This is a genomic window from Bacteroides propionicifaciens DSM 19291 = JCM 14649, from assembly GCF_000375405.1.
Classification (GTDB): Bacteria; Bacteroidota; Bacteroidia; order Bacteroidales; family Bacteroidaceae; genus Bacteroides_E; species Bacteroides_E propionicifaciens.
On record NZ_AQWS01000013.1, the window covers coordinates 26,554 to 46,856 of the forward strand.

Annotated in this window: 17 protein-coding genes; 7 read left to right on the forward strand and 10 right to left on the reverse strand. The window is 39.5% G+C overall.

Features of this window, described 5'->3' with window-relative positions; genetic code table 11:
* The first annotated feature begins 8 nt into the window (after nucleotides 1–8).
* The 4 genes from thrS (at nucleotide 9) to rplT (ending at nucleotide 3,323) form a co-directional block, all read left to right on the forward strand.
* On the forward strand, nucleotides 9–1,949 hold the full coding sequence (gene thrS, locus B091_RS0105320) for a threonine--tRNA ligase (protein ID WP_025069482.1): 1,941 nt from the start codon (nucleotides 9–11) through the stop codon (nucleotides 1,947–1,949).
* Nucleotides 1,950–2,068: 119 nt separating this feature from the next.
* Nucleotides 2,069–2,596: a translation initiation factor IF-3 gene (gene infC, locus B091_RS11800; protein ID WP_018108975.1), complete on the forward strand. Its 528-nt coding sequence runs from the start codon at nucleotides 2,069–2,071 to the stop codon at nucleotides 2,594–2,596.
* 83 nt (nucleotides 2,597–2,679) lie between these two features.
* Nucleotides 2,680–2,877: a 50S ribosomal protein L35 gene (rpmI, locus tag B091_RS0105330; RefSeq protein ID WP_018108976.1), complete on the forward strand. Its 198-nt coding sequence runs from the start codon at nucleotides 2,680–2,682 to the stop codon at nucleotides 2,875–2,877.
* Nucleotides 2,878–2,972: 95 nt separating this feature from the next.
* Nucleotides 2,973–3,323, forward strand: a complete 351-nt coding sequence (gene rplT, locus B091_RS0105335) for a 50S ribosomal protein L20 (RefSeq protein ID WP_018108977.1) — start codon at nucleotides 2,973–2,975, stop codon at nucleotides 3,321–3,323.
* 408 nt (nucleotides 3,324–3,731) lie between these two features.
* Here rplT and B091_RS0105340 read toward each other — a convergent pair whose 3' ends face one another.
* Nucleotides 3,732–4,496, reverse strand: coding sequence for a lysophospholipid acyltransferase family protein (locus tag B091_RS0105340; RefSeq protein ID WP_018108978.1), 765 nt, complete (start codon nucleotides 4,494–4,496; stop codon nucleotides 3,732–3,734).
* An 85-nt stretch (nucleotides 4,497–4,581) separates the two neighbouring features.
* On the opposite strand from B091_RS0105340, the gene B091_RS0105345 reads away from it, so the two are divergent.
* Together B091_RS0105345 and B091_RS0105350 are read left to right on the forward strand one after the other, a co-directional pair.
* Nucleotides 4,582–5,823 (forward strand): exonuclease SbcCD subunit D, encoded by a 1,242-nt coding sequence (locus tag B091_RS0105345; protein ID WP_018108979.1) that lies wholly within the window; start codon nucleotides 4,582–4,584, stop codon nucleotides 5,821–5,823.
* 6 nt (nucleotides 5,824–5,829) lie between these two features.
* The gene (locus B091_RS0105350) at nucleotides 5,830–8,763 is read left to right on the forward strand and encodes an AAA family ATPase (RefSeq protein WP_018108980.1); all 2,934 of its coding nucleotides are present in this window, start codon (nucleotides 5,830–5,832) and stop codon (nucleotides 8,761–8,763) included.
* Nucleotides 8,764–8,939: 176 nt separating this feature from the next.
* Here B091_RS0105350 and B091_RS0105355 read toward each other — a convergent pair whose 3' ends face one another.
* From B091_RS0105355 to B091_RS0105370, 4 genes are read right to left on the reverse strand one after another with little or no spacing between them, the layout of a single operon-like run.
* Nucleotides 8,940–10,118, reverse strand: coding sequence for a metallophosphoesterase (locus B091_RS0105355; RefSeq protein ID WP_018108981.1), 1,179 nt, complete (start codon nucleotides 10,116–10,118; stop codon nucleotides 8,940–8,942).
* An 18-nt stretch (nucleotides 10,119–10,136) separates the two neighbouring features.
* Complete coding sequence (locus tag B091_RS0105360; protein WP_018108982.1) at nucleotides 10,137–10,748, reverse strand: vitamin B12 dependent-methionine synthase activation domain-containing protein; 612 nt, start codon at nucleotides 10,746–10,748, stop codon at nucleotides 10,137–10,139.
* On the reverse strand, nucleotides 10,745–12,091 hold the full coding sequence (locus tag B091_RS0105365) for a dihydroorotase (RefSeq protein WP_018108983.1): 1,347 nt from the start codon (nucleotides 12,089–12,091) through the stop codon (nucleotides 10,745–10,747). The genes B091_RS0105360 and B091_RS0105365 overlap by 4 nt, the downstream gene beginning before the upstream one ends.
* Nucleotides 12,088–12,831 carry a polyprenol monophosphomannose synthase gene (locus tag B091_RS0105370; protein WP_018108984.1) on the reverse strand — a complete coding sequence of 248 codons (744 nt, stop codon included), beginning with the start codon at nucleotides 12,829–12,831 and terminating at the stop codon, nucleotides 12,088–12,090. Before B091_RS0105370 ends, B091_RS0105365 begins: the two co-directional genes overlap by 4 nt.
* Nucleotides 12,832–12,951: 120 nt before the next feature.
* Between B091_RS0105370 and mfd the strand changes: the two genes are divergently transcribed.
* Complete coding sequence (gene mfd, locus B091_RS0105375; RefSeq protein WP_025069480.1) at nucleotides 12,952–16,326, forward strand: transcription-repair coupling factor; 3,375 nt, start codon at nucleotides 12,952–12,954, stop codon at nucleotides 16,324–16,326.
* A gap of 46 nt (nucleotides 16,327–16,372) precedes the next feature.
* On the opposite strand, the gene B091_RS0105380 is transcribed toward mfd, so the two are convergent.
* The 5 genes from B091_RS0105380 to B091_RS0105400 form a co-directional block, all read right to left on the reverse strand.
* Nucleotides 16,373–18,214 (reverse strand): YgiQ family radical SAM protein, encoded by a 1,842-nt coding sequence (locus B091_RS0105380; protein WP_018108987.1) that lies wholly within the window; start codon nucleotides 18,212–18,214, stop codon nucleotides 16,373–16,375.
* A gap of 165 nt (nucleotides 18,215–18,379) precedes the next feature.
* Entirely contained in the window at nucleotides 18,380–19,162 is a 783-nt protein-coding gene (locus B091_RS0105385; RefSeq protein WP_018108988.1) for a glucose 1-dehydrogenase, read from the reverse strand.
* Between the two features lie 228 nt (nucleotides 19,163–19,390).
* The gene (locus B091_RS0105390; protein WP_018108989.1) at nucleotides 19,391–19,732 is read right to left on the reverse strand and encodes a hypothetical protein; all 342 of its coding nucleotides are present in this window, start codon (nucleotides 19,730–19,732) and stop codon (nucleotides 19,391–19,393) included.
* Nucleotides 19,733–19,945 (reverse strand): hypothetical protein, encoded by a 213-nt coding sequence (locus B091_RS0105395; protein WP_018108990.1) that lies wholly within the window; start codon nucleotides 19,943–19,945, stop codon nucleotides 19,733–19,735.
* On the reverse strand, nucleotides 19,932–20,273 hold the full coding sequence (locus B091_RS0105400; protein ID WP_018108991.1) for a hypothetical protein: 342 nt from the start codon (nucleotides 20,271–20,273) through the stop codon (nucleotides 19,932–19,934). The genes B091_RS0105395 and B091_RS0105400 overlap by 14 nt, the downstream gene beginning before the upstream one ends.
* Between the last annotated feature and the right edge of the window lie 30 nt (nucleotides 20,274–20,303).

Consider the following 20,303-nt stretch of genomic DNA (forward strand, 5'->3'; position numbering starts at 1 on the left):
ATAATATGATGATTAAGATTACATTCCCCGACGGCTCTGTTCGTGACTATGAAAGGGGCATAACTGGCTTGCAGATTGCAGAAAGTATTAGTCCTCGTTTGGCTAAAGAAGTGTTAGCTTGTAGCGTGAACGGAGAAACGTATGACTTAACTCGTCCAATCGAAGAAGACGCAGAGATCATACTTTACAAATGGGAAGATGAAGAAGGAAAGCATGCTTTTTGGCATACAAGTGCTCACCTTCTAGCTGAAGCATTACAAGCTTTATACCCAGGTATACAATTTGGTATAGGTCCTGCTATTGAGCAAGGGTTCTATTATGATGTAGACCCAGGAACGGCAACGATCAAAGAATCAGATTTATCTACGATAGAGGCAAAGATGCAAGAACTTGCATCTCAAAAAGAAACATTGACTCGCAGAAGTATCAGCAAAGCTGATGCCATAAAATATTTCGCAGATCGAGGTGAAACCTACAAATGTGAACTTATCTCTGAGTTAGAAGATGGTCAAATAACCACTTACACTCAAGGTGATTTTACTGACCTTTGCCGTGGGCCACACCTTCCATCAACTGCCCCAATTAAAGCAATAAAACTAACAACAGTTGCAGGTGCTTATTGGAGAGGTAAAGAAGATCAAAAAATGTTAACTCGTATCTACGGAATAACATTCCCAAAGAAAAAAGAGTTAACTGAATATCTTGAGCTTGTTGAAGAGGCCAAAAAACGTGACCACCGTAAGATTGGTAAAGAGATGGAGCTATTCATGTTCTCTGAAACCGTAGGTAAAGGTCTTCCGATGTGGCTACCTAAGGGTACTGCACTCCGTTTGCGTCTTGAAGACTTCTTGAAGAATATTCAAAAGCAATTTGGTTACGAACAAGTAATTACTCCACATATTGGAAGTAAGGCTCTTTACGTAACTTCAGGTCACTATGCTAAATACGGTAAGGACTCGTTTCAGCCTATTACAACTCCTGAGGAGGGTGAAGAATATTTGCTAAAACCAATGAACTGTCCTCACCATTGTGAGATTTACAAATGGACTCCACGTTCATATCGTGATCTTCCTTTGCGTTTGGCTGAGTTTGGTACTGTGTATCGTTACGAACAAAGCGGTGAGCTTCACGGTTTAACTCGTGTTCGCGGGTTTACTCAAGATGATGCACATATTTTCTGTCGTCCAGACCAAGTTAAAGAAGAGTTCTTAAGTGTAATGGATATTATTTTTATTATCTTCAAGGCATTGGACTTCAAAAACTTCGAGGCTCAGATTTCACTTCGTGACCCTATTAATCGCGAGAAATATATTGGTAGCGACGAAAACTGGGAAAAAGCAGAACAAGCTATTATTGATGCTTGTCAAGAAAAAGGTTTAAAAGCTAAGATCGAATATGGCGAAGCTGCATTTTATGGCCCTAAGCTCGACTTTATGGTTCGTGATGCACTAGGTCGTAAATGGCAGTTGGGTACTATTCAAGTAGACTACAATCTTCCTGAGCGTTTTAAACTAGAATATACTGGTGCTGATAACCAAAAGCACAGACCTGTAATGATCCACCGTGCACCTTTTGGTTCTATGGAGCGGTTCGTAGCTGTGTTGATTGAACATACCGCTGGTAAGTTCCCATTATGGTTGACACCTGATCAGGTAAGTATTTTACCTATCAGCGAACGTTTTAATGATTATGCTCACGAGATCAAGAAATATCTAGACTCTCAAAACATCAGAGCAAAAGTTGACGATCGTAACGAGAAAATCGGTAGAAAGATTAGAGATAATGAGTTAAAACGTATTCCTTATATGCTTGTTGTAGGTGAAAAAGAAGCCGAAAATAAAGAGGTCGCTGTGCGTAAGCAAGGTGATGGAGATAAAGGAGTTATGAAACTTGATGAATTTGCTAAAATTTTGAATGAAGAAGTTCAAAATATGATAAATAAGTGGTAACTTTGCGTTCGGAAAAGAAAGCATAACACTAAAATGGTGTTCTAAAGAAAGCTTTCAATCTAAAAAATAATAATTTGGCTATAATAAACAAGAAACAAAAAAGAGGTAGAGGTTTTTTTATGAAAAAAGACAGTTTAAAAGAGCAATATCGAGTTAATGGACAAATTCGAGTGAAAGAGGTCCGTTTGGTCGGTGATGATATAGAATCAGAAGTGTATCCGATTGAACAGGCTCTTAAAATGGCTGAAGACCGAGAATTGGATCTTGTTGAGATTTCACCAAAGGCCAAACCTCCTGTTTGCCGAATTATTGATTTTTCAAAGTTCGTTTATCAACAAAAGAAACGTCAAAAAGAGCAGAAAGCCAAACAAGTTAAGGTTACAGTGAAAGAGATTCGTTTTGGTCCTCAAACCGATGATCACGATTATAACTTTAAGTTAAAACATGCCATTAGCTTTTTAGAGGGTGGTGATAAAGTGAAAGCTTTTGTATTCTTTAAAGGCCGTTCAATTGTGTTCAAAGAACAAGGAGAAGTACTTCTACTCCGCTTTGCGAACGATCTCGAAGAATATGCTAAAGTTGAGCAATTACCAGTGCTAGAAGGTAAACGTATGATTATTCAACTTTCGCCAAAAAAGAAATCTTAAGAATATAAGATATACAAGAACTATGCGTAACGCAGGTATAGTGCGTTACCATGTTTTTATTATTAATTTAAATTCAAATTAAAATGCCAAAGATGAAAACTAACTCCGGTGCCAAAAAGAGATTTACTCTTACCGGATCAGGTAAAATCAAAAGAAAGCATGCTTATCACAGTCATATTTTGACTAAGAAAACAAATAAGCGTAAAAGAAATCTAGTTAAATCTGGATTAGTTCATCCTAGTGACGAACTTCATGTTTTAGAACTTTTAGCTCTGAAATAAATAAAGCAACTAGAGTTCCAAATTAATTATTAACCGAATGTTTAGCTCAAAAGTCCGTGTAGAACGGCGCTAACCTTCAAAGATTATTAAAAACTATGCCAAGATCAGTAAATCATGTTGCTTCAAGAGCAAGAAGAAAGAAAATTTTGAAAAATACCAGAGGTTACTTTGGTGCTAGAAAAAATGTATGGACAGTAGCGAAAAATGCTTGGGAAAAGGGATTGACCTATGCATACCGCGACCGTAAGAACAAGAAAAGAAATTTCCGTTCTTTATGGATTCAACGTATCAACGCTGCTGCTCGTTTAGAGGGTACAACTTACTCTAAACTAATGGGTGCTCTTCACAAAGCAGGAATCGAAATTAACCGTAAAGTCCTTGCAGACTTAGCAGTTAATCATCCTGAAGCTTTTAAAGCAATCGTTTCTAAAGCAAAAGCTGCTTAAGTAAGTTAAGCTTTAAATAGAGATATTACAGAGATGTTTTGAGATTCAAAACATCTCTGTTTTCTTTTACTAAAACGTAGGGATGTTAAACAAAAGGACTTCAAGTCTTGTTTATCTATTAGAAAGTAGTTATATTTGTTACAGAATAGTGAAGCTTATTAGCCGCATTGATAGACTGGGTAACTCATCAAGTAAAACAGAAAACCGAGACAAGCTTCTATATTTAATGGCGGGCCGCAACCTTCGGGTATTCGTTTAGGCGGATCAGCGGATTACAAAGAGTACAGGGCACTCAAATCATGTCAATCGGAGTTTCATCGCATCAATCAATGCGGCTTCTTATAATAAAAGGAGATACTTTAATAAGTATCTCCTTTCTATTTTAGACTGTTGATGTAATTTAAAGACTTAGTCTACAACTTCTTGGTCAGCATTGATTACCATACCTTGATACTCCTCTACAAGAGCTGATTCCACTATATGGTAGGCTTCATTGAGGGTTTCTTTGATAAGTTTGGCTTCACTACCTTTATATGGTATGGGCTCGTGTATGGTAAGTGTTAGTTTATTTCGATTTGGAAATTTTCCTGTTCTTGGGAGGATATCAAATGATCCGTTGATGGTGAGTGGAGCAACGTCCAATTCTAAATCACTCGCTAGCTGAAAAGCTCCTCGTTTGAAGTAGCCCATATGGCCCGTAAATGTTCGAGCACCCTCGGGGAATACGACTAGTGATACACCGTCTGTAAGAGATTCTCTAGCTATATCAATGGTTTGCTTTACCTTTTGTGGACCTGATCTATCTACAAAAATATGCCCAGCACTTTCGCAAGCTTTACCAATGAACGGGACTTTACGCAGACTTTTCTTCATCATCCACTTGAAATTGCGATGTAGATGTCCATAAATTAGAAAAATATCGAAAGCACCTTGATGGTTTGAAACGAAGACATAAGATTTATTTCGGTCTAGATGCTCTCTTCCAGTGACTTCTACAGGAATCAGTAGGAGCAAGCAGATTAGCTTTGCCCAATATTTACCTGGAATATATCCCCAAAAGCGTGAATCTCCAATAATCGAGCCAACTATAGTAATTATGGCTGTTAATAGTGTAGCAATAAGTAGAATAGGTATCGCTACTATAAGAACATAAATGATATATAGAATGCGCATAAGAAAACGTTTATATAACAAATGTAGATAAAAATATAATTGTATTGTATTTTTTTATATTTAACTTTAACCAAACACTAAGATTATGATTCGCATACTACATACTGCTGATTGGCATTTTGGTCATACGTTTATGAACTACGACCGAAGACACGAACATCAGCATTTTCTTGCTTGGCTTAAAACAACTCTTATTGACGAAGATATCGATGTCTTACTCATCGCAGGTGATGTGTTCGATGTTTCTAACCCATCGGCTCAGTCTCAAAAAATGTTTTATCAATTTATTCAAGAGGTGACTAATTCATCTCCCGAATTACAAATTATCGTAATTGCAGGTAATCACGATTCAGCATCACGTTTAGAAGCCCCATTGCCTTTGCTTTCGGATAAGCGAACTCATATCAAAGGATTGGTGCCCAAAGTTGATTCTGAAATTGATTATGATCAGCTGATTCAACCTCTGTATAACAAAGAAGGTTTAATCGAGGCATATTGTTTAGTTGTTCCCTTTTTAAGACAGGGTGATTACCCCAAGGTTGAGGCTGAAAACGCTTATGCAGCAGGGATTAACGCCTTGTATTTAGAACTAATCAAGTGTGTTAAATTGATTAAGACCGATAGTCAAGGTGTTATAGCTATGGGGCATATGCAAACCATTGGTAGTGAGTTTTCCGAGACTGATCATAGTGAAAAGTTCATCATTGGTGGCTTAGAGGCTATCTCTACATCTCCTTTTGTGGATTTAAATTATACGGCACTTGGGCATATTCATAAGGCTCAGCGTCTTTCGGGTTGTGAGTATATTCGTTATGCTGGTAGCCCACTACCCATGTCTTTTGCCGAGAAGAATTATAAACATGGAGTAGTAAAAGTTATTATCGATCAAGGCAAGACACTCGAAGTGAATGTGCTTAGCTATGAACCTCTAGTAAGAATGATGAGTGTACCCTCAAAAGGTTTTGCTCAGCCCGAGGAGTTACTTCAGCTTTTAGAGGATTTGCCCAACAAAGACGAAGCGCTTGACGATCCCTTAACTTATCCTTTTCTAGAAGTTAAAGTCCAAAAGACGGAACCCGAACCCATGTTACTTGTTAAAATCAATGATATTATAGCCCATAAGGCTGTAAGGTTGGCTCGTATCCAGAATCAATACCGTGTTGGAACAAGCGATCGGGAGGTTAGTGAGCATCTGCTTGAGGGCTTGCAAACCCTATCTCCATTGGATATTGCAAAGCAAGAGTTTAATGATAAGTACGACGAGCCGATGCCTCAAGGACTTATCGATATGTTTAATGAGGTTTGTAGAGATATAAATATTGAGTAGCTAGAGATGAAAATATCAAAAATTAGAATATCCAATTTGGCCTCTATTGAGGGCGATTATCTTATCGACTTTGAACAAGAGCCTTTGCTGTCCACAGGTATATTTGCGATTTCAGGTCCTACAGGTGCTGGTAAATCGACAATCTTAGACGCTATGTGTTTGGCTCTATACGATAAGATTCCACGTTTTGAGCGTTCGGCTGGTAGTGCTAAGGTCAGCGATAATGGTAAATCAGAGATTACACAAAATGATGTACGTAATATTCTTAGGCGTGGTGCTGCTGATGGTTTTGCGCAGGTTGAGTTTATTGCTACGGATGATTTGACTTACAGATCGGTTTGGACTGTGCGAAGAGCTTACGGTAAGGCCGATGGAAACCTTCGTGCTCAGACGCTCCAAGTCTTCAACCTCAGCAGTGGTGAGGAGTTGCAAGGTACTAAGTCGGAAATTCTCCATCAGCTCGTTGGGCTGATTGGATTGAGTTATGAACAGTTTACACGAACCGTACTTTTAGCTCAAAACGATTTTGCTACCTTTTTAAGGTCCAGTGAGAACGATAAGGCCGAATTGCTCGAAAAGCTAACGGGTACAGATATCTACTCTAAAATATCCGTTGAAATATTCAGTAGGTTTCGTGATGCAAAGCAGGCTTACGACGAAAAGAAGTCCTTACTCAATAATGTAAAATTACTATCGGATGAGGAGTTGGCTCACCTAACTTCAGAATTCTCTAATGCTGATAAAGCCTTGGCTGCCCATCGTCTGCTTCTTGAAGAAGCTAAAAAGCGGCAAACTATTTTCGCTGAACTTCTCAAGCTGCGTTCGTCAAGAGTAGAATTAAGTGCAGCTTTTGAAGCTAATAAGGTTAAGTTATCAGCTCTTACGGTTGAGATTGAAAACCATAAGACTAAGATTGAACGCTTCGAAGTTCAGACGAAGGCGAAAGAGACCGAAATTGAGCAAGCTGTACAACTTGATGCTGTGATTCAAACTCGCCAAGAAGCTTTAAAAACAATATCAGATACCCACACTACTCATACTAAAGAATTGGCAGAGGCTAATACTGTCTTGGCTGCTAAGAAGAGGGACTTAGATGCTGCTAAGGCTAAGCTTAGTGCACTTTATAAAGAGTTTGAAGTATCATCAGATATCTCCGTAGAGCAGATTTTATCCGATTTATCCGAGCAAGTTAAGGCTAATTTGGCTCAGCAGAATCAGCTTAATGGCCAAAAGAATCAGATTGGTATAGATCAGGTTTATCTCCATCAGGTTAAATTACGAAAAGAGCGACAAGCTGTTAATCAGCTGAAGTCGGACTACTTGCTTTTTGCTGAAAAAACTCGTCAACTCACCCAGTTAGAATCAGCTTTAGCGTCGGCACAAACTAAAACTAAGGCGGGTACTACCAATCTGGAGTCTCTGAAAATTAAGCTTGAGGGGCAGAAACAAACATTACTCTCGGCTAAAGAAGCTTATCATAAGGCTCAACTTCAGGTGTCAAAAGATGTACAAGCCCTACGTGCAAGTTTAAAAGAGGGCGATCCTTGCCCTGTTTGTGGAAGTAAGGCACACGAGTTTACCAATCAAGCTGTCGAAAACCTCTTCAAGATTTTTGAGGATAATTATAGGGTGAGTGAGCTAGCTTTTGAGAAAACTAATAACTTATTCATTACTCAAAATCAAGAGTTAAAGTCTTTGGCCAGCGAAGTGATGGAGCTTTCGAAGAATATAACAACTCAGAAAGAGGGAATTGAGGGGGTAAAGCGAAAACACGAAGCTTCTAAGTTTACGCAAAACTTTATCAGCGTAGCAGAACAGGAACTTGAAACTAGTGAAACTACTGTTAATAAGCAGATTCAGCTTCATACCAAACTTCAAAAACAGGTTGATTTATTAGTTGCGCAACAAAACAAATTACACAAACAAACTACGGTTTTGACTACGCTTGTCGATGAAATCAAATCGAGGACCTCAATTCTCCAGTTGGCAGCTCAGAAACAAGAAAGCCTCCAGAAGTCTGCTGATCAACAGGCTCAAGAGTTAGCAAAGCAAAAAGCTGTTCTTGAGGTCTATCTTTCTGATCGAGCAAAGATGCTTAAGGGGAAATCGGTAAAAGAGGTTAGAGCATTTATTGAGCAAGAAAAGAAGAACCAAAAAGCTCAACTGGACGCGTTATCGAAAAATCATCTGGAGCTATCTCAGTCTCAAAGTATGATTACTGGGCGTCTTGATCAACTTAAAGAGCGTCTTGTGGAGCTCGAAAAACAGGTTGAAGACGATTCACCCCAGGCCAGTACTAAGCAGATAGAGGAATTGTCAGTCAAGATTAAAACTTTGGAAGATCAGAAATCTACACTTGATCATGCTCTAAAAACAAATGCAGCCAATCTTATCGAGGTTAAAAAGCTGAGAGCTAGTCTCGAAAAACTATTTGGTGTGATGGAGAATTGGGCTAAGCTTAACGACCTATTTGGTAGCTCTACAGGAGCCAAGTTTAAGGTTATTGCTCAGAGTTATACCCTTAAGATTTTATTGCTCCATGCCAATAAGCACCTCTCGTATTTAGCTCGTCGCTATCAGTTGAAACAGATTGGAGATTCGCTCTCTTTACAAATCATCGATTGTGATATGTTGAATCAGGAACGTACCATTTTATCCCTTTCGGGTGGAGAGTCGTTTTTGATTTCGCTAGCATTGGCTTTGGGACTCTCGTCTTTGTCGAGCAATAACCTTAAAGTTGAATCGCTATTTATTGATGAGGGTTTTGGCTCTTTGGATATGGATAGCCTAAATACAGCTATGGATGCTTTAGAGCAACTCCAACTTCAAGGCCGAAAGATTGGAGTAATATCGCACGTCCAAGAGATGAGCGAACGCATACCTGTTCAAATCCGTCTGGTCAAAGAAGATCAAGGTCGAAGCCGAATCGTTATAGAGTAGGGCATTTTGTATCAATTATAATAAATAAGGCCTCCCGTGAAAGCAGTATATTCTTTCATGGGGGGCCTTATTCTTTTTACTAAACTCGCTATTTAAAACGACTAGGTCGTTTGATTAGTGTGAGTAAGTACTTTTGTGATAGCGAGCTAGGTACAATGTGTTTTGGCAAGCTTAGTTTATTTACTCTTGTGCTTTAGTGTAATAATCGTAATCTCGGGCCAAGCTCCAAAGCGTAAAGGGATTCCTACCTCACCAGCACCAATGTTAACATATAATGTTTGGTTGCCATAGGTATAGCCTCCTTGCCACTCTTCGTAAGCCCAAGCTGCAGGAGAACGGTTGAATAGTTCTAACTGCATGGCATGGGTGTGGCCAGAGAGCATCAGGTCGATATCAGTCTTGGGTAGTACCTCACGTCTCCAGTGCGATGGGTTATGGCTCAATAAGAGCTGAAAAGACTCCTCAGTACCTTGCATTGCTTTTGGTAAGTCACCATAATTTGAGAATGGAGGCTCTCCAACATTTTCCACACCAATCAGAGCTATACTATCGTTATCTTTGTAGATAAACTGGTGTTCGTTATTGAGCAAAATCCAACCCATTTTAGCTTGGCGATTTAGAAGGTCTTGGAAGCTCATTTCAGCCTCTTCGGGGCTACTCCATGAGCGGTAATAATCGCCATAATCGTGATTTCCTAAGATAGAAAAAACACCATCTTTAGCCTGAAGTTTAGCAAGTATGTCATCAAAACCATCGAGTTCGTTGGTACGTCCACTTACTAAATCTCCCGTAAAGACAATCATGTCGGCCTTTTGATCGTTAACGAGCTTTACAAAGCGCTCTAATGCACCTTTATTGTTTTTCCAACTATCGATGTGGATATCGGATATCTGTGCTATTCTATAATTGTCAAAGGCTTTGGGTAGTTGGGCTGACTCGTAGGTAAATTCTTTGACCTCAAACTTGTAACGACCAATAAATACACCATAAAAAATGCACAGTTCTACAATAAGAGTTAGGATAGCCGTAACAATTAGTAAGGGGCGAGTAAGTCCTTTATATGCAATCTTGAAGGGCCAACTTATAAGCAGTACAATGCTGAGCAAGAGTCGAGGGGTAATAAGTGCTAGATAAATGATAATCATCCATCCACCCACAAAATGATCGTTGATAAAGGTCTTTGGAGCAATAAACGAGATATAGGCTAGCCCCAAAACTATAACGATGGGGATAACCCAAAAATAGCGTTTGAGGAATTTACTTTTGCTGTTCTTTATGTTTAGCCTAAAAAAGACTACAAAAGAGGGCAAAGTTGCGACTAAACTAAAAATTGCAAATATCTTAAATAGGAGCATAAACTGTAACTATTAATATCACATAATGATTGCACAATGTGCAGATTGAGGGCTTAGGTTACCATCCGAACCAATCTCAACTCCAATCTTTTTGAAATCGAGTAGTTCGTCAAGTTGTACCCAAAGTCGTGGGCGTTGACCCATTGGGTCTATAGCAAAGCTACTAAGATTCTCCTCTATTTGTTCGCGTGAAGCAATTATAGCAGCTTCAACCATTCTGTTTGTCACAGTTTTAACAATCTTTTGGTTGCGAGGGTTATTGGCATATAACAAATCTATTTCAGGATCTGAAGTTGCAACCATTAACGTAAAAGGTTGTGGTTGGCGCTCGATCGCAATTAACTCTTGAAGCGATGCGGGTAGGGCATGAGTAGATTCGTGTAGTGTTGAAATAGTGTAGTCCCTATCGAGTTGCTCAAGAATTCGATAGGTCTCTTTGAGCAACTGCATTACTTCAGAAGCTGTAGCCCTGTCTTTCTCTTCGAAATCGATTAGCCAACTCGCTTTAACTACATCACACCCTTGCGCATTAGCAATTGTTGCAAAGCGTTTGTGATATTTCCAGTCCATGAAATAGGCTTCCCAATTGATCTTAGATATTAGGTCACGAAAGTTATGTTTGATTATCATTTAAATTTTAGTTTTTTTCCTCGGATGTCGCTGTTGATAACTCCATCGTTGAAGGTTAAGTGCCCATTAATAAATGTCTTGTCGACTTTCCAATTGAATGTCGTGCCTTCGAAAGGACTCCATCCGCATTTGCTTTGAATAGTCTCTTTCGACACTGTCCAGGGATTGTTTTTAGATAGTAAAGCCAGGTCAGCATAATAGCCTTCGCTAATGTAACCTCTCTTTTCTATCTTGAAGATGGTAGCAGGAGCATGGCACATTTTCTCTACTACGGTTTCAATGTTAAAGATACCTTGGTCAACCAAACTCAGCATATTCACTAGTGAAAACTGAATGGTTGGAGTACCCGAAGCTGCTTTGAGTGCACCACCCTCTTTATCGGTTAGCAGATGTGGTGCATGGTCGGTTGCTATTACATCAATTAAATTGTTCATAACTCCTGCTCGTAAAGCAGATTGATCGTCTATAGTCTTAATGGCAGGGTTGCATTTGATACCTGTACCAAACTTTTCATAATCTTTATCCGAAAACATTAAGTGCCCGATACACGCCTCCGCAGTAATTTGTTTTTCCTCTAAGGGAATATCGTTTCGGAATAGTTCCAGCTCTTTGGCTGTAGAGAGGTGTAATACATGTAGACGGGCATTGTGTTTCTTTGCAAGCTCTACGGCCAGTGAAGTAGATTGAAAACAAGCCTCTGCCGAACGGATCAGTGGATGATAGGCTAGTGGCAGGTCTTCTGTCGCTCCAAGTTCTTCTTTATAATGATTGGTGTTTTGTCTTACCAAATCTTGATTTTCACAATGTGTAGCAATCAGTAGATTAGAGTTTTCGAAAATAGCTTCAAGGCTCTTTATGCGATCGACCAACATATTGCCTGTACTTGCACCCATAAATACCTTAACTCCACAAATTTCGTGTTTATCAAGATTCGATAGTAATTCGGTGTTTTGGTTGGTTGCTCCAAAATAGCAAGAGTAGTTGGCTAATGAGTTTTTGCCCATCAACTTAAATTTGGCTTCCAAAGCCTCAAGGCTAGTGGTTTGTGGCGATGTGTTGGGCATATCCATAATCGAAGTAACCCCTCCTGCAACGGCTGCACGACTCTCCGAGGCAATATCTCCTTTTTGAGTTACACCAGGTTCTCTGAAGTGAACATGATCATCAATAACACCAGGAATCAGATACTGTCCCTTGGCTTCAATTACTTCATCGCATTGAGTTGGTAATTCGTCTCCATGAGGGATAATTCGGGAAATTATATCACCCTCTATAAGCACTGAGGCCACAAACTGCTTGCCCTTGTTGACAAGGGTAGCCTCTTTTATTAAAGTTCTTCTCATTTTTTAGGGGGGTATTTTGTAAACCAACTATCTATTTTAAGCTTAATTACACCAAATACGGCCTCTCCAAAGATGCTGCTATTCATTTTAGAAGTTCCGTGTCGTCTGTTAATAAAAATTACTGGAACTTCGGTAATCTTAAATCGGTTGAGGTAAGACTTAAACTTCATCTCAATTTGAAAGGCATAACCTTTAAATGAGATATTGTCTAAGTCTATTGTTTCCAAAACTTTTCGTTTGTAACAGATGAATCCAGCGGTAGTATCGTGGATAGGTAAACCTGTAATGAAGCGTACATATTTTGATGCAAAAAAAGACATCAAGACCCTGCCCATCGGCCAGTTTACTACATTCACACCACTTACGTAGCGTGAACCAATCGAAACATCGGCTCCATCGTCGTGACAAGCAGCATAGAGCTTAAGCAAATCTTTGGGTGCATGACTAAAGTCAGCATCCATTTCGAATATGTAATTGTATTCTTGCTCTAGCGCCCATTTAAAGCCTGTGATATAGGCAGTGCCTAACCCTAGTTTACCGGTTCGCTCTATCATGTAAAGTCTGTTGTTAAACTCTTTTCGAAGCTTCTCAACTATTGATGCCGTACCATCGGGTGAGTTATCATCAATAACTAAAATATCAAACTGCTTCTCCAACTCGAAGACGGCACGAATGATATTTTCAATGTTTTCTTTTTCATTATATGTGGGAATAATGACAATGCTATCGCTTTTATACATAGGCGCTTTATGTTTGACTGGGTTTTATACAAATGTAGCCCTTTTTCTACTTCTTCGGAAAAGTATGATATTAAATTCTGGCTATTTTTTTGTACTTTTGCAATCCATAAGCTATCGACTATGACAATATCCGAAATACAACAAAAGTATGGACTTTCCAGTACTTCTATAAAATCATTAGCTCAGGGGCTAAGTAGTCCAGAGGTTAAGCATATATACTGTTCTGGCTTGTTGGCCTCGGCTCCACCATTTTTGTTTTCAAGCTTGATAAAACCCTCAAGCCCTCCCAGTCTTTTTATTTTAAATGACATGGAAGAAGCTGGATATTTCTATCATGATTTATGCCAAATTTTAGGGGTTGAGCGAGTTTTATTTTTTCCCTCTTCGTATCGTCGAGCCATAAAATATGGTCAGAAAGATGCTGCCAATGAGGTCTTACGTACCGAAGTATTGAGTACCCTCAATAAAGGTACTAAGGGTATTTGTGTTGTTTCTTACCCCGATGCTTTGGCTGAGAAGGTGGTTTCTCATACCGATTTGGTTAGTAAATCGATTAAAATCACCAAAGGAGATCGTTTAGAGTTATCGACAGTTTCGAATCGTTTGCACGAATTGGGTTTTGAATATACCGACTATATCTATGAACCAGGTCAATACGCCGTTCGAGGAAGCATAATCGATGTTTTTTCGTTCTCTTCGGAGTATCCCTATCGTATTGACTTTTTTGGTGATGAAATTGATAGCTTGCGTAGTTTTGAAGTTGATACTCAGCTTTCTAAAGCGTTGTTTAATGAAGTAACTGTTGTACCTAACCTTAATACGGTGGGTAGCAAAAATATCTCTTTTTTCAACTTCTTAGCTTCGGATAGCGTGGTCTTTTTGCGAGATTATTTTTGGTTGACTCAGCGTGTAGATGCTGTAGGCAATGAAGCTACCTCCAATCAAGCCATTATTGCGAGCGCTGCCGAAGACGATAGTCATATTATGGTACCTGTCTTGGTTAGTAAGGCTGAGTTGGAACAGGCGTTAGAGCCGTTGAGGCTTGTCGAGTTTGGAAGCTCTTCTTCATTCGAAGATACAGATTTGACTCTAAAGTTTGATATTACACCGCAACCTATATTCCATAAAAACTTTGATCTTGTAGCCGATGCGCTTAAGGAGTATCAAGCCAAAGGTTATGCCCTCTATATTTGTAGCGATAGCCTGAAGCAGACTGAGCGTATTCAGTCAATATTTGAAGATCGAGGAGATAAAATCAGTTTTACTTCGGTCGAAAAAACCATTCACGGTGGCTTTGCGGATAATACACAAAAGGTTTGTTTCTTTACAGACCATCAAATTTTTGATCGATACCACAAGTATAACCTCAAGAGTGATCGCGCTCGTTCGGGCAAAGTTACACTTTCACTCAAAGAGATTAACGAATTTAAGATTGGCGACTTCATTGTCCATACCGATCATGGTATTGGTCGATTCGAAGGGCTGATTCGTCTTCCCAATGGTGATACTACACAAGAGGTTATAAAGCTTGTCTATCAGAACGAAGATGTTGTGTTTGTTTCGATTCACTCGTTGCATAAGGTTTCCAAATACAAAGGCAAAGAAGGGCAAGCTCCACGTTTAAACAAGCTAGGTACAGGTGCTTGGCAAAAGATAAAAGACAAGACCAAAGATAAGATCAAGGATATAGCGCGTGATCTAATCAAGCTATATGCTAAAAGGCGTGAAGAGAAAGGTTACTCATTTAGTCCCGATACTTTTATGCAGCGTGAGTTAGAGGCCTCCTTTATTTACGAGGACACCCCCGATCAGGGCAAGGCTACTCAAGCAGTGAAAGAGGATATGGAAGGCAGTATGCCTATGGATAGGTTAGTCTGTGGTGATGTGGGCTTCGGTAAGACCGAGGTTGCTATTCGTGCAGCATTCAAGGCGGTATGTGATAATAAGCAGGTCGCAGTTTTGGTACCAACCACTGTTCTGGCTTATCAACACTTCCAAACCTTTAAAGATCGTTTAAAAGATTTCCCTTGTACCGTTGAATACCTTTCGAGAGCTCGTAGTGCAAGTCAGACCAAACAGGTATTGAAAGAACTCAAAGAGGGGCAGGTTAGTATTCTCATTGGTACACATAAGATATTGAGTAAGAATGTAGAATTCAAAGACCTAGGACTTCTAATTATCGACGAAGAGCAGAAGTTTGGTGTGTCTGTAAAAGAGAAATTACGTCAGATTAAGGTGAACGTTGATACCCTTACGCTAACGGCAACTCCGATTCCACGTACACTGCAATTCTCACTAATGGGTGCTCGTGATTTGAGTATCATCTCAACACCACCACCCAACCGTTACCCCATCCAAACGGAGGTACATACCTTTAATGAGGAGATTATTGTGGATGCAATCAACTTCGAGATGAGCCGTAATGGGCAGGTCTTTTTTGTCAATAACCGCATAGCCAATTTGATTGACCTTAAGTTTATGATTGAGAAGAATATTCCCGATTGTAGAGTATGTATTGGGCATGGTCAGCTTGATCCCAAAGAACTCGAAAAAGTGATTCTGGACTTTGTAAATTATGATTATGATGTGCTATTAGCCACTACAATCATTGAAAGTGGAATTGATATCCCCAATGCCAATACGATTATTATCAATCAGGCTCAAAACTTTGGACTGAGCGACTTGCATCAGATGCGTGGTCGTGTAGGTCGAAGCAATAAGAAAGCATTTTGTTATCTGTTAGCTCCACCACTGACGAGTTTAACTGATGAGGCTCGCAGACGTTTGCAAGCCATCGAGAACTTTAGTGATTTGGGTAGTGGAATTCATATTGCTATGCAAGATTTGGATATCCGTGGTGCTGGAAACCTTTTGGGTGCAGAGCAGAGTGGATTTATTGCCGACTTGGGCTACGAAACTTATCAGAAGATTCTTACCGAAGCGATGCATGAACTCAAGCAAGACGAGTTCTCAGATCTCTACCTCGAAGATCAGAATGAAGAGACAGGACAAATTACGGGTGAGCAGTTTGTACTTGAAACTCAGCTAGAGAGTGATTTAGAACTTCTTCTTCCAGATAAATATGTTACAGGTAGCAGCGAAAGAATGTTACTTTACCGTGAACTCGACAATCTGAAACTTGACGAAGATGTCGAAACCTTCAGACAGCGACTAATTGATCGTTTTGGGGAAGTCCCAGCCGAAACTGAGGAGCTACTTCGTGTTGTTCCATTACGCCGAATTGCTGCACGACTTGGTATAGAGCGTGTCTTCTTAAAAGGAAAGCGTATGACACTCTTCTTGGTGTCCGATTCGAGTAGTACTTATTATCAGAGTGAGATGTTTGGTCGTCTAATCAATTACATGATGGCACACACCAAACGTTGTGACTTAAGAGAGAAAAACGGTAAGCGTTCGATGTTAATCAAAGAGGTAACCTCTGTAAAGGATGCAGTAAGTATTCTTCAAGAGATACTTGCTACACCCAGTAACTAAGAGCTATATAATAGTTTGAATACAAGATTTTGAGGAGAGGGGTTTATTAATAGAGTTTATTAATAAGATCCTCTCTTCCTATTTTGCGGAGTTCACGAATGATACTTGCCTTCTCTTTGGGTGAATACCAGAAGAAGAACTGGCGTTGAGCCAACTTCTCATCTTTAGTCTTTGCACTGTAGATAGGTTCAAGAGTATAAGGATGATAGCCTGTGTACCAAGCCTCAGTAGCAATGGTCATCGGAGTTGGTGTAAAGTCTTGCACTTGCTCCAAATGGAAATCAAGTTGTTTAGTCCTTACGGCTAGTTCGGCCATATCTTCCTCTTTACAGCCAGGGTGACTGCTGATGAAGTAGGGGATCAATTGTTGCTTGAGTCCCGTCTCTTTGTTGATTTGATCGAATATCTTTTTAAACTCGTAGAACTGATTGAAACTCGGTTTTCGCATGATGTCGAGTACCTTATCGCTTGTATGTTCTGGGGCAATTTTAAGTCGACCACTTACGTGATTCTTAATAAGTTCTTTGGTGTATTCTCTATTAATGCGGTTGATATTCTTATCGGGATTATCATGCAATAGCAGGTCATAACGCACCCCACTACCAATGAAACTTTTCTTTATTCCTGGTAGAGCATCGACCTCGCGATAGATATCGAGTAGTGCCTGATGGCTCGTGTTTAGGTTCTTGCACACCTTAGGGTGAATGCACGAAGGTTTCTTACACTTCTTGCAAATCTCCTTATCAATGCCCGCCATTTGGTACATATTGGCTGATGGGCCACCCAAATCGCTGATATAACCTTTGAACTCAGGATGATCAATAATTTTCTTTACCTCCCCGATAATACTCTTGCGAGAACGGTTGGCAATAAACTTGCCTTGATGAGCCGAGATGGTACAAAAAGCACAACCACCAAAACAACCTCGGTGCATGTTAACCGAAAACTTAATCATATCGTAGGCAGGTATTCTCTTATCCTTGTATTTGGGATGGGGCATACGCATATAGGGCAGATCGAATGAGCGGTCGAGCTGATCTTCACTCATTGGAGGGTAGGGTGGATTAACTATTACATATCTACCATCTACCTGTTGGATGATTCGATCGGCTTCGTAACTGTTGCTTTGTACCTCAATATGCTTGAAGTTCGCAGCCTGTTTCTTCTTGTCAGCTAGGCACTCTTCATGACTATAGAGTACGATATCATTCTCCTTAGGAGTATAGTTGTTGGTTATATAAGCTATTTGCGGTTCATCACTTACATCGACCATATCTCGAGTTAAATGTTCTTGCTCAGGATTGGCTTGAAGTTTAGCCTCTAAATCTTTGGCCAGTTTGATAATGGGAAGTTCACCCATACCATAGATTAATAAATCGGCCTTACTGTCGCAAAGTATACTTTTGTGGACTTTATCTTGCCAATAGTCGTAGTGCGTAAGGCGACGCATACTTGCTTCAATACTTCCCAATACAATAGGAGCATCAGGAAAAAGTTCTCTGATAATATTACTATAGACAATGCTAGGATATTCAGGACGCATATCAGGACGTCCGTCAGGAGTATAAGCATCTTCGCTACGTAGTCGCTTATTGGCAGTATATTTATTAACCATAGAGTCCATGCACCCAGCGCTCACAGCAAAGAATAGACGTGGACGCCCCATCTTTTTAAAGTCGCGTAGGTCGTCACGCCAGTTGGGCTGGGGTACGATAGCAACTTTAAAACCTTCGGCTTCAAGAATACGTCCTATGACTGCTGCTCCAAAAGAAGGGTGATCCACATAGGCATCACCGCTAAAGAGAACAACATCAACGTCTTCCCAACCACGAATCTTCATCTCTTTTTTGGTTGTTGGCAACCAGTCGGTTAAATCATATTTTGTCATGGTACAAAGATAATCAATATTATGGGCCTGAAATATAAAATATTTTAAGAAGTTAAGTTTCTGGTGTTAAATATAAAAATCCCAGTCATTCGATTGAATCAGATTTAATTGATCACGAAGACTGGGACTCTTAGAAACTATTTACTTGCTTAAATATAGCTTTAATCATCCATTGTCTTTGAAAGAAGGATAAAGCGTCATACCACCATCAACCATAATTGAAGTACCAGTTACGTAACTCGCCTCTGAAGAAGCAAGCCAAGCAGCAACATTAGCTACCTCATGTGCCGAGCCGATATACCCCATAGGAATTAGTCCTTCGACACTATCTCGTTGTTCAGGATCGGCAAATTTATCAGCATTGATAGGTGTATCGATTGCTCCTGGAGCAATTGAGTTGATACGAATGCCTTTTTCGGCATACTCCATAGCAATGGTTTGGGTTAGAAGCTTTACTCCTCCCTTACTTGCTGCATAATGCGCAAACCGTGGCCAAGGTATAACCTCGTGTACACTTGATATATTGATGATGTTTCCTTTTTTATTTGTTTCTATGAAGTGGCGCAAGGCTTCTCTAGCACCCAGAAACACACCAGTAAGATTTGTATTTATTACAGATTCCCAAGCTTCGAGTGGCATCTCATGGGTAGGATAGGGTGTTTCGTGGCCTGCATTATTAATCCAAATATCAACCTCTCCAAAAGCTTTAATACCTTCTGCCATGAGGTTCTTGATGTCTTTTTCGTTACCAACATCGCCATAGACAGCAATAGCGTCGCCCTTTTTATTTTTGATGATTTTGACCATCTCTTCAGCTACTTTCTTTTCCTTAAAATAGTTGATAACTATTTTACACTTTTCTTTAGCGAGTCTGTCTACAATTGCTGCACCAATTCCAGAAGCAGCTCCTGTAATGACTACAACCTTGTCTTTTAAATCTTTATACATAGTTTTTCTAGTTAAGTGTTTATGGTTTACTTTTCATCAGCTACAGTTCTTTCTATCTTTAACAGTTAAACCAATACTAGATGTGTAAAGTTTAACAGAACTGCACCTTTATTTTATTATTGGGTAACATAATTACTGCGTTCACAATTCGAGCCTTTGGGATACAGAAAAGCCCTGTTTGTTGAATTTATTGTAACAAACAGGGCTTTATATACGTATGAGGTTTCGTTAGATGCGTTTTATAATGGCTATAAACTCTTCGTCTGTAAGACCAAAATCTTGCTCTTTATATTGAACAAAGTCTTCTAAGTAATCGCTCGTAATATCGTCCATTAAAGCTTTACCGTCTATTCCTGCTTCATCGAGTTGGAACTGAATCATTCCTTGATAGGCCTTGATCGTTTTTAAACGTTGCTGAGCAGCAGGGATATTTGTTATCTCGGCTTGATGTGCATTTCTTGCTATAAGATAAACTGTGGCATAGAATTTATCTAAGCTACCAAAAGTTTCTATTAACTTACCTTTAAGTGGTAAGGGCAAAGCGGAAAGCTTTTTCTTTGTTTGGCTCATTTATACTTTAAATTGTAATATTATTATGTCTCTGTCGTAGATCTCTCTAAACCCAATCTCCTTTTCCATCAGATACTCCTTAATATCTTTTGCAGAACCTAAATTATTAAATATAAGTTCTAAAGATGAATCTTTGGGCGATAATAAGATTGCTTCCAATGCAGGAATCAAAGGGTTATAGCGTTTTTGATCTCTTGTATCAACTGTCTTCATGGCTAGGTTCCTCCGTACTTTCATCTTGGCTAACTGCTAGAGTTGCTTTATCTCCGTAGAGCTTGATAAGCTGCTTTAGCCCAAAAGCCTTCATATCTTTATGATATATCACATCAATACACAAGTCGAGTAGATCGTTAGAATCTTCCTCTTGGTGTGCAATAAGTGAGCGAATCGTGAGTCGAAGTTTTTCGAGAACATCCTCATCAATTATACCATGACTTGATGTTAACTGATTGAATAGGTTGTATTTTTGTATTGTTGATAGGTTGGCATCCGAAACTTCGATGAAACGGGTACCGTGATTATTGGCTTGAATTGTATTCATATTGGCAATCTTTTTAAGGTTTCTGTGTAA

What these genes read in the sequence shown, in the direction of transcription:
- B091_RS0105350 (WP_018108980.1), top strand. Translation starts at nt 5,830, where the DNA reads ATGAAAATATCAAAAATTAGAATATCCAATTTGGCCTCTATTGAGGGC.
- thrS (WP_025069482.1), top strand. Translation starts at nt 9, where the DNA reads ATGATTAAGATTACATTCCCCGACGGCTCTGTTCGTGACTATGAAAGG.
- B091_RS0105380 (WP_018108987.1), bottom strand. Translation starts at nt 18,214, where the DNA reads ATGACAAAATATGATTTAACCGACTGGTTGCCAACAACCAAAAAAGAG.
- infC (WP_018108975.1), top strand. Translation starts at nt 2,069, where the DNA reads ATGAAAAAAGACAGTTTAAAAGAGCAATATCGAGTTAATGGACAAATT.
- B091_RS0105385 (WP_018108988.1), bottom strand. Translation starts at nt 19,162, where the DNA reads ATGTATAAAGATTTAAAAGACAAGGTTGTAGTCATTACAGGAGCTGCT.
- B091_RS0105355 (WP_018108981.1), bottom strand. Translation starts at nt 10,118, where the DNA reads ATGCTCCTATTTAAGATATTTGCAATTTTTAGTTTAGTCGCAACTTTG.
- B091_RS0105400 (WP_018108991.1), bottom strand. Translation starts at nt 20,273, where the DNA reads ATGAATACAATTCAAGCCAATAATCACGGTACCCGTTTCATCGAAGTT.
- B091_RS0105390 (WP_018108989.1), bottom strand. Translation starts at nt 19,732, where the DNA reads ATGAGCCAAACAAAGAAAAAGCTTTCCGCTTTGCCCTTACCACTTAAA.
- B091_RS0105340 (WP_018108978.1), bottom strand. Translation starts at nt 4,496, where the DNA reads ATGCGCATTCTATATATCATTTATGTTCTTATAGTAGCGATACCTATT.
- mfd (WP_025069480.1), top strand. Translation starts at nt 12,952, where the DNA reads ATGACAATATCCGAAATACAACAAAAGTATGGACTTTCCAGTACTTCT.
- B091_RS0105360 (WP_018108982.1), bottom strand. Translation starts at nt 10,748, where the DNA reads ATGATAATCAAACATAACTTTCGTGACCTAATATCTAAGATCAATTGG.
- B091_RS0105365 (WP_018108983.1), bottom strand. Translation starts at nt 12,091, where the DNA reads ATGAGAAGAACTTTAATAAAAGAGGCTACCCTTGTCAACAAGGGCAAG.
- B091_RS0105370 (WP_018108984.1), bottom strand. Translation starts at nt 12,831, where the DNA reads ATGTATAAAAGCGATAGCATTGTCATTATTCCCACATATAATGAAAAA.
- rpmI (WP_018108976.1), top strand. Translation starts at nt 2,680, where the DNA reads ATGCCAAAGATGAAAACTAACTCCGGTGCCAAAAAGAGATTTACTCTT.
- B091_RS0105345 (WP_018108979.1), top strand. Translation starts at nt 4,582, where the DNA reads ATGATTCGCATACTACATACTGCTGATTGGCATTTTGGTCATACGTTT.
- rplT (WP_018108977.1), top strand. Translation starts at nt 2,973, where the DNA reads ATGCCAAGATCAGTAAATCATGTTGCTTCAAGAGCAAGAAGAAAGAAA.
- B091_RS0105395 (WP_018108990.1), bottom strand. Translation starts at nt 19,945, where the DNA reads ATGAAGACAGTTGATACAAGAGATCAAAAACGCTATAACCCTTTGATT.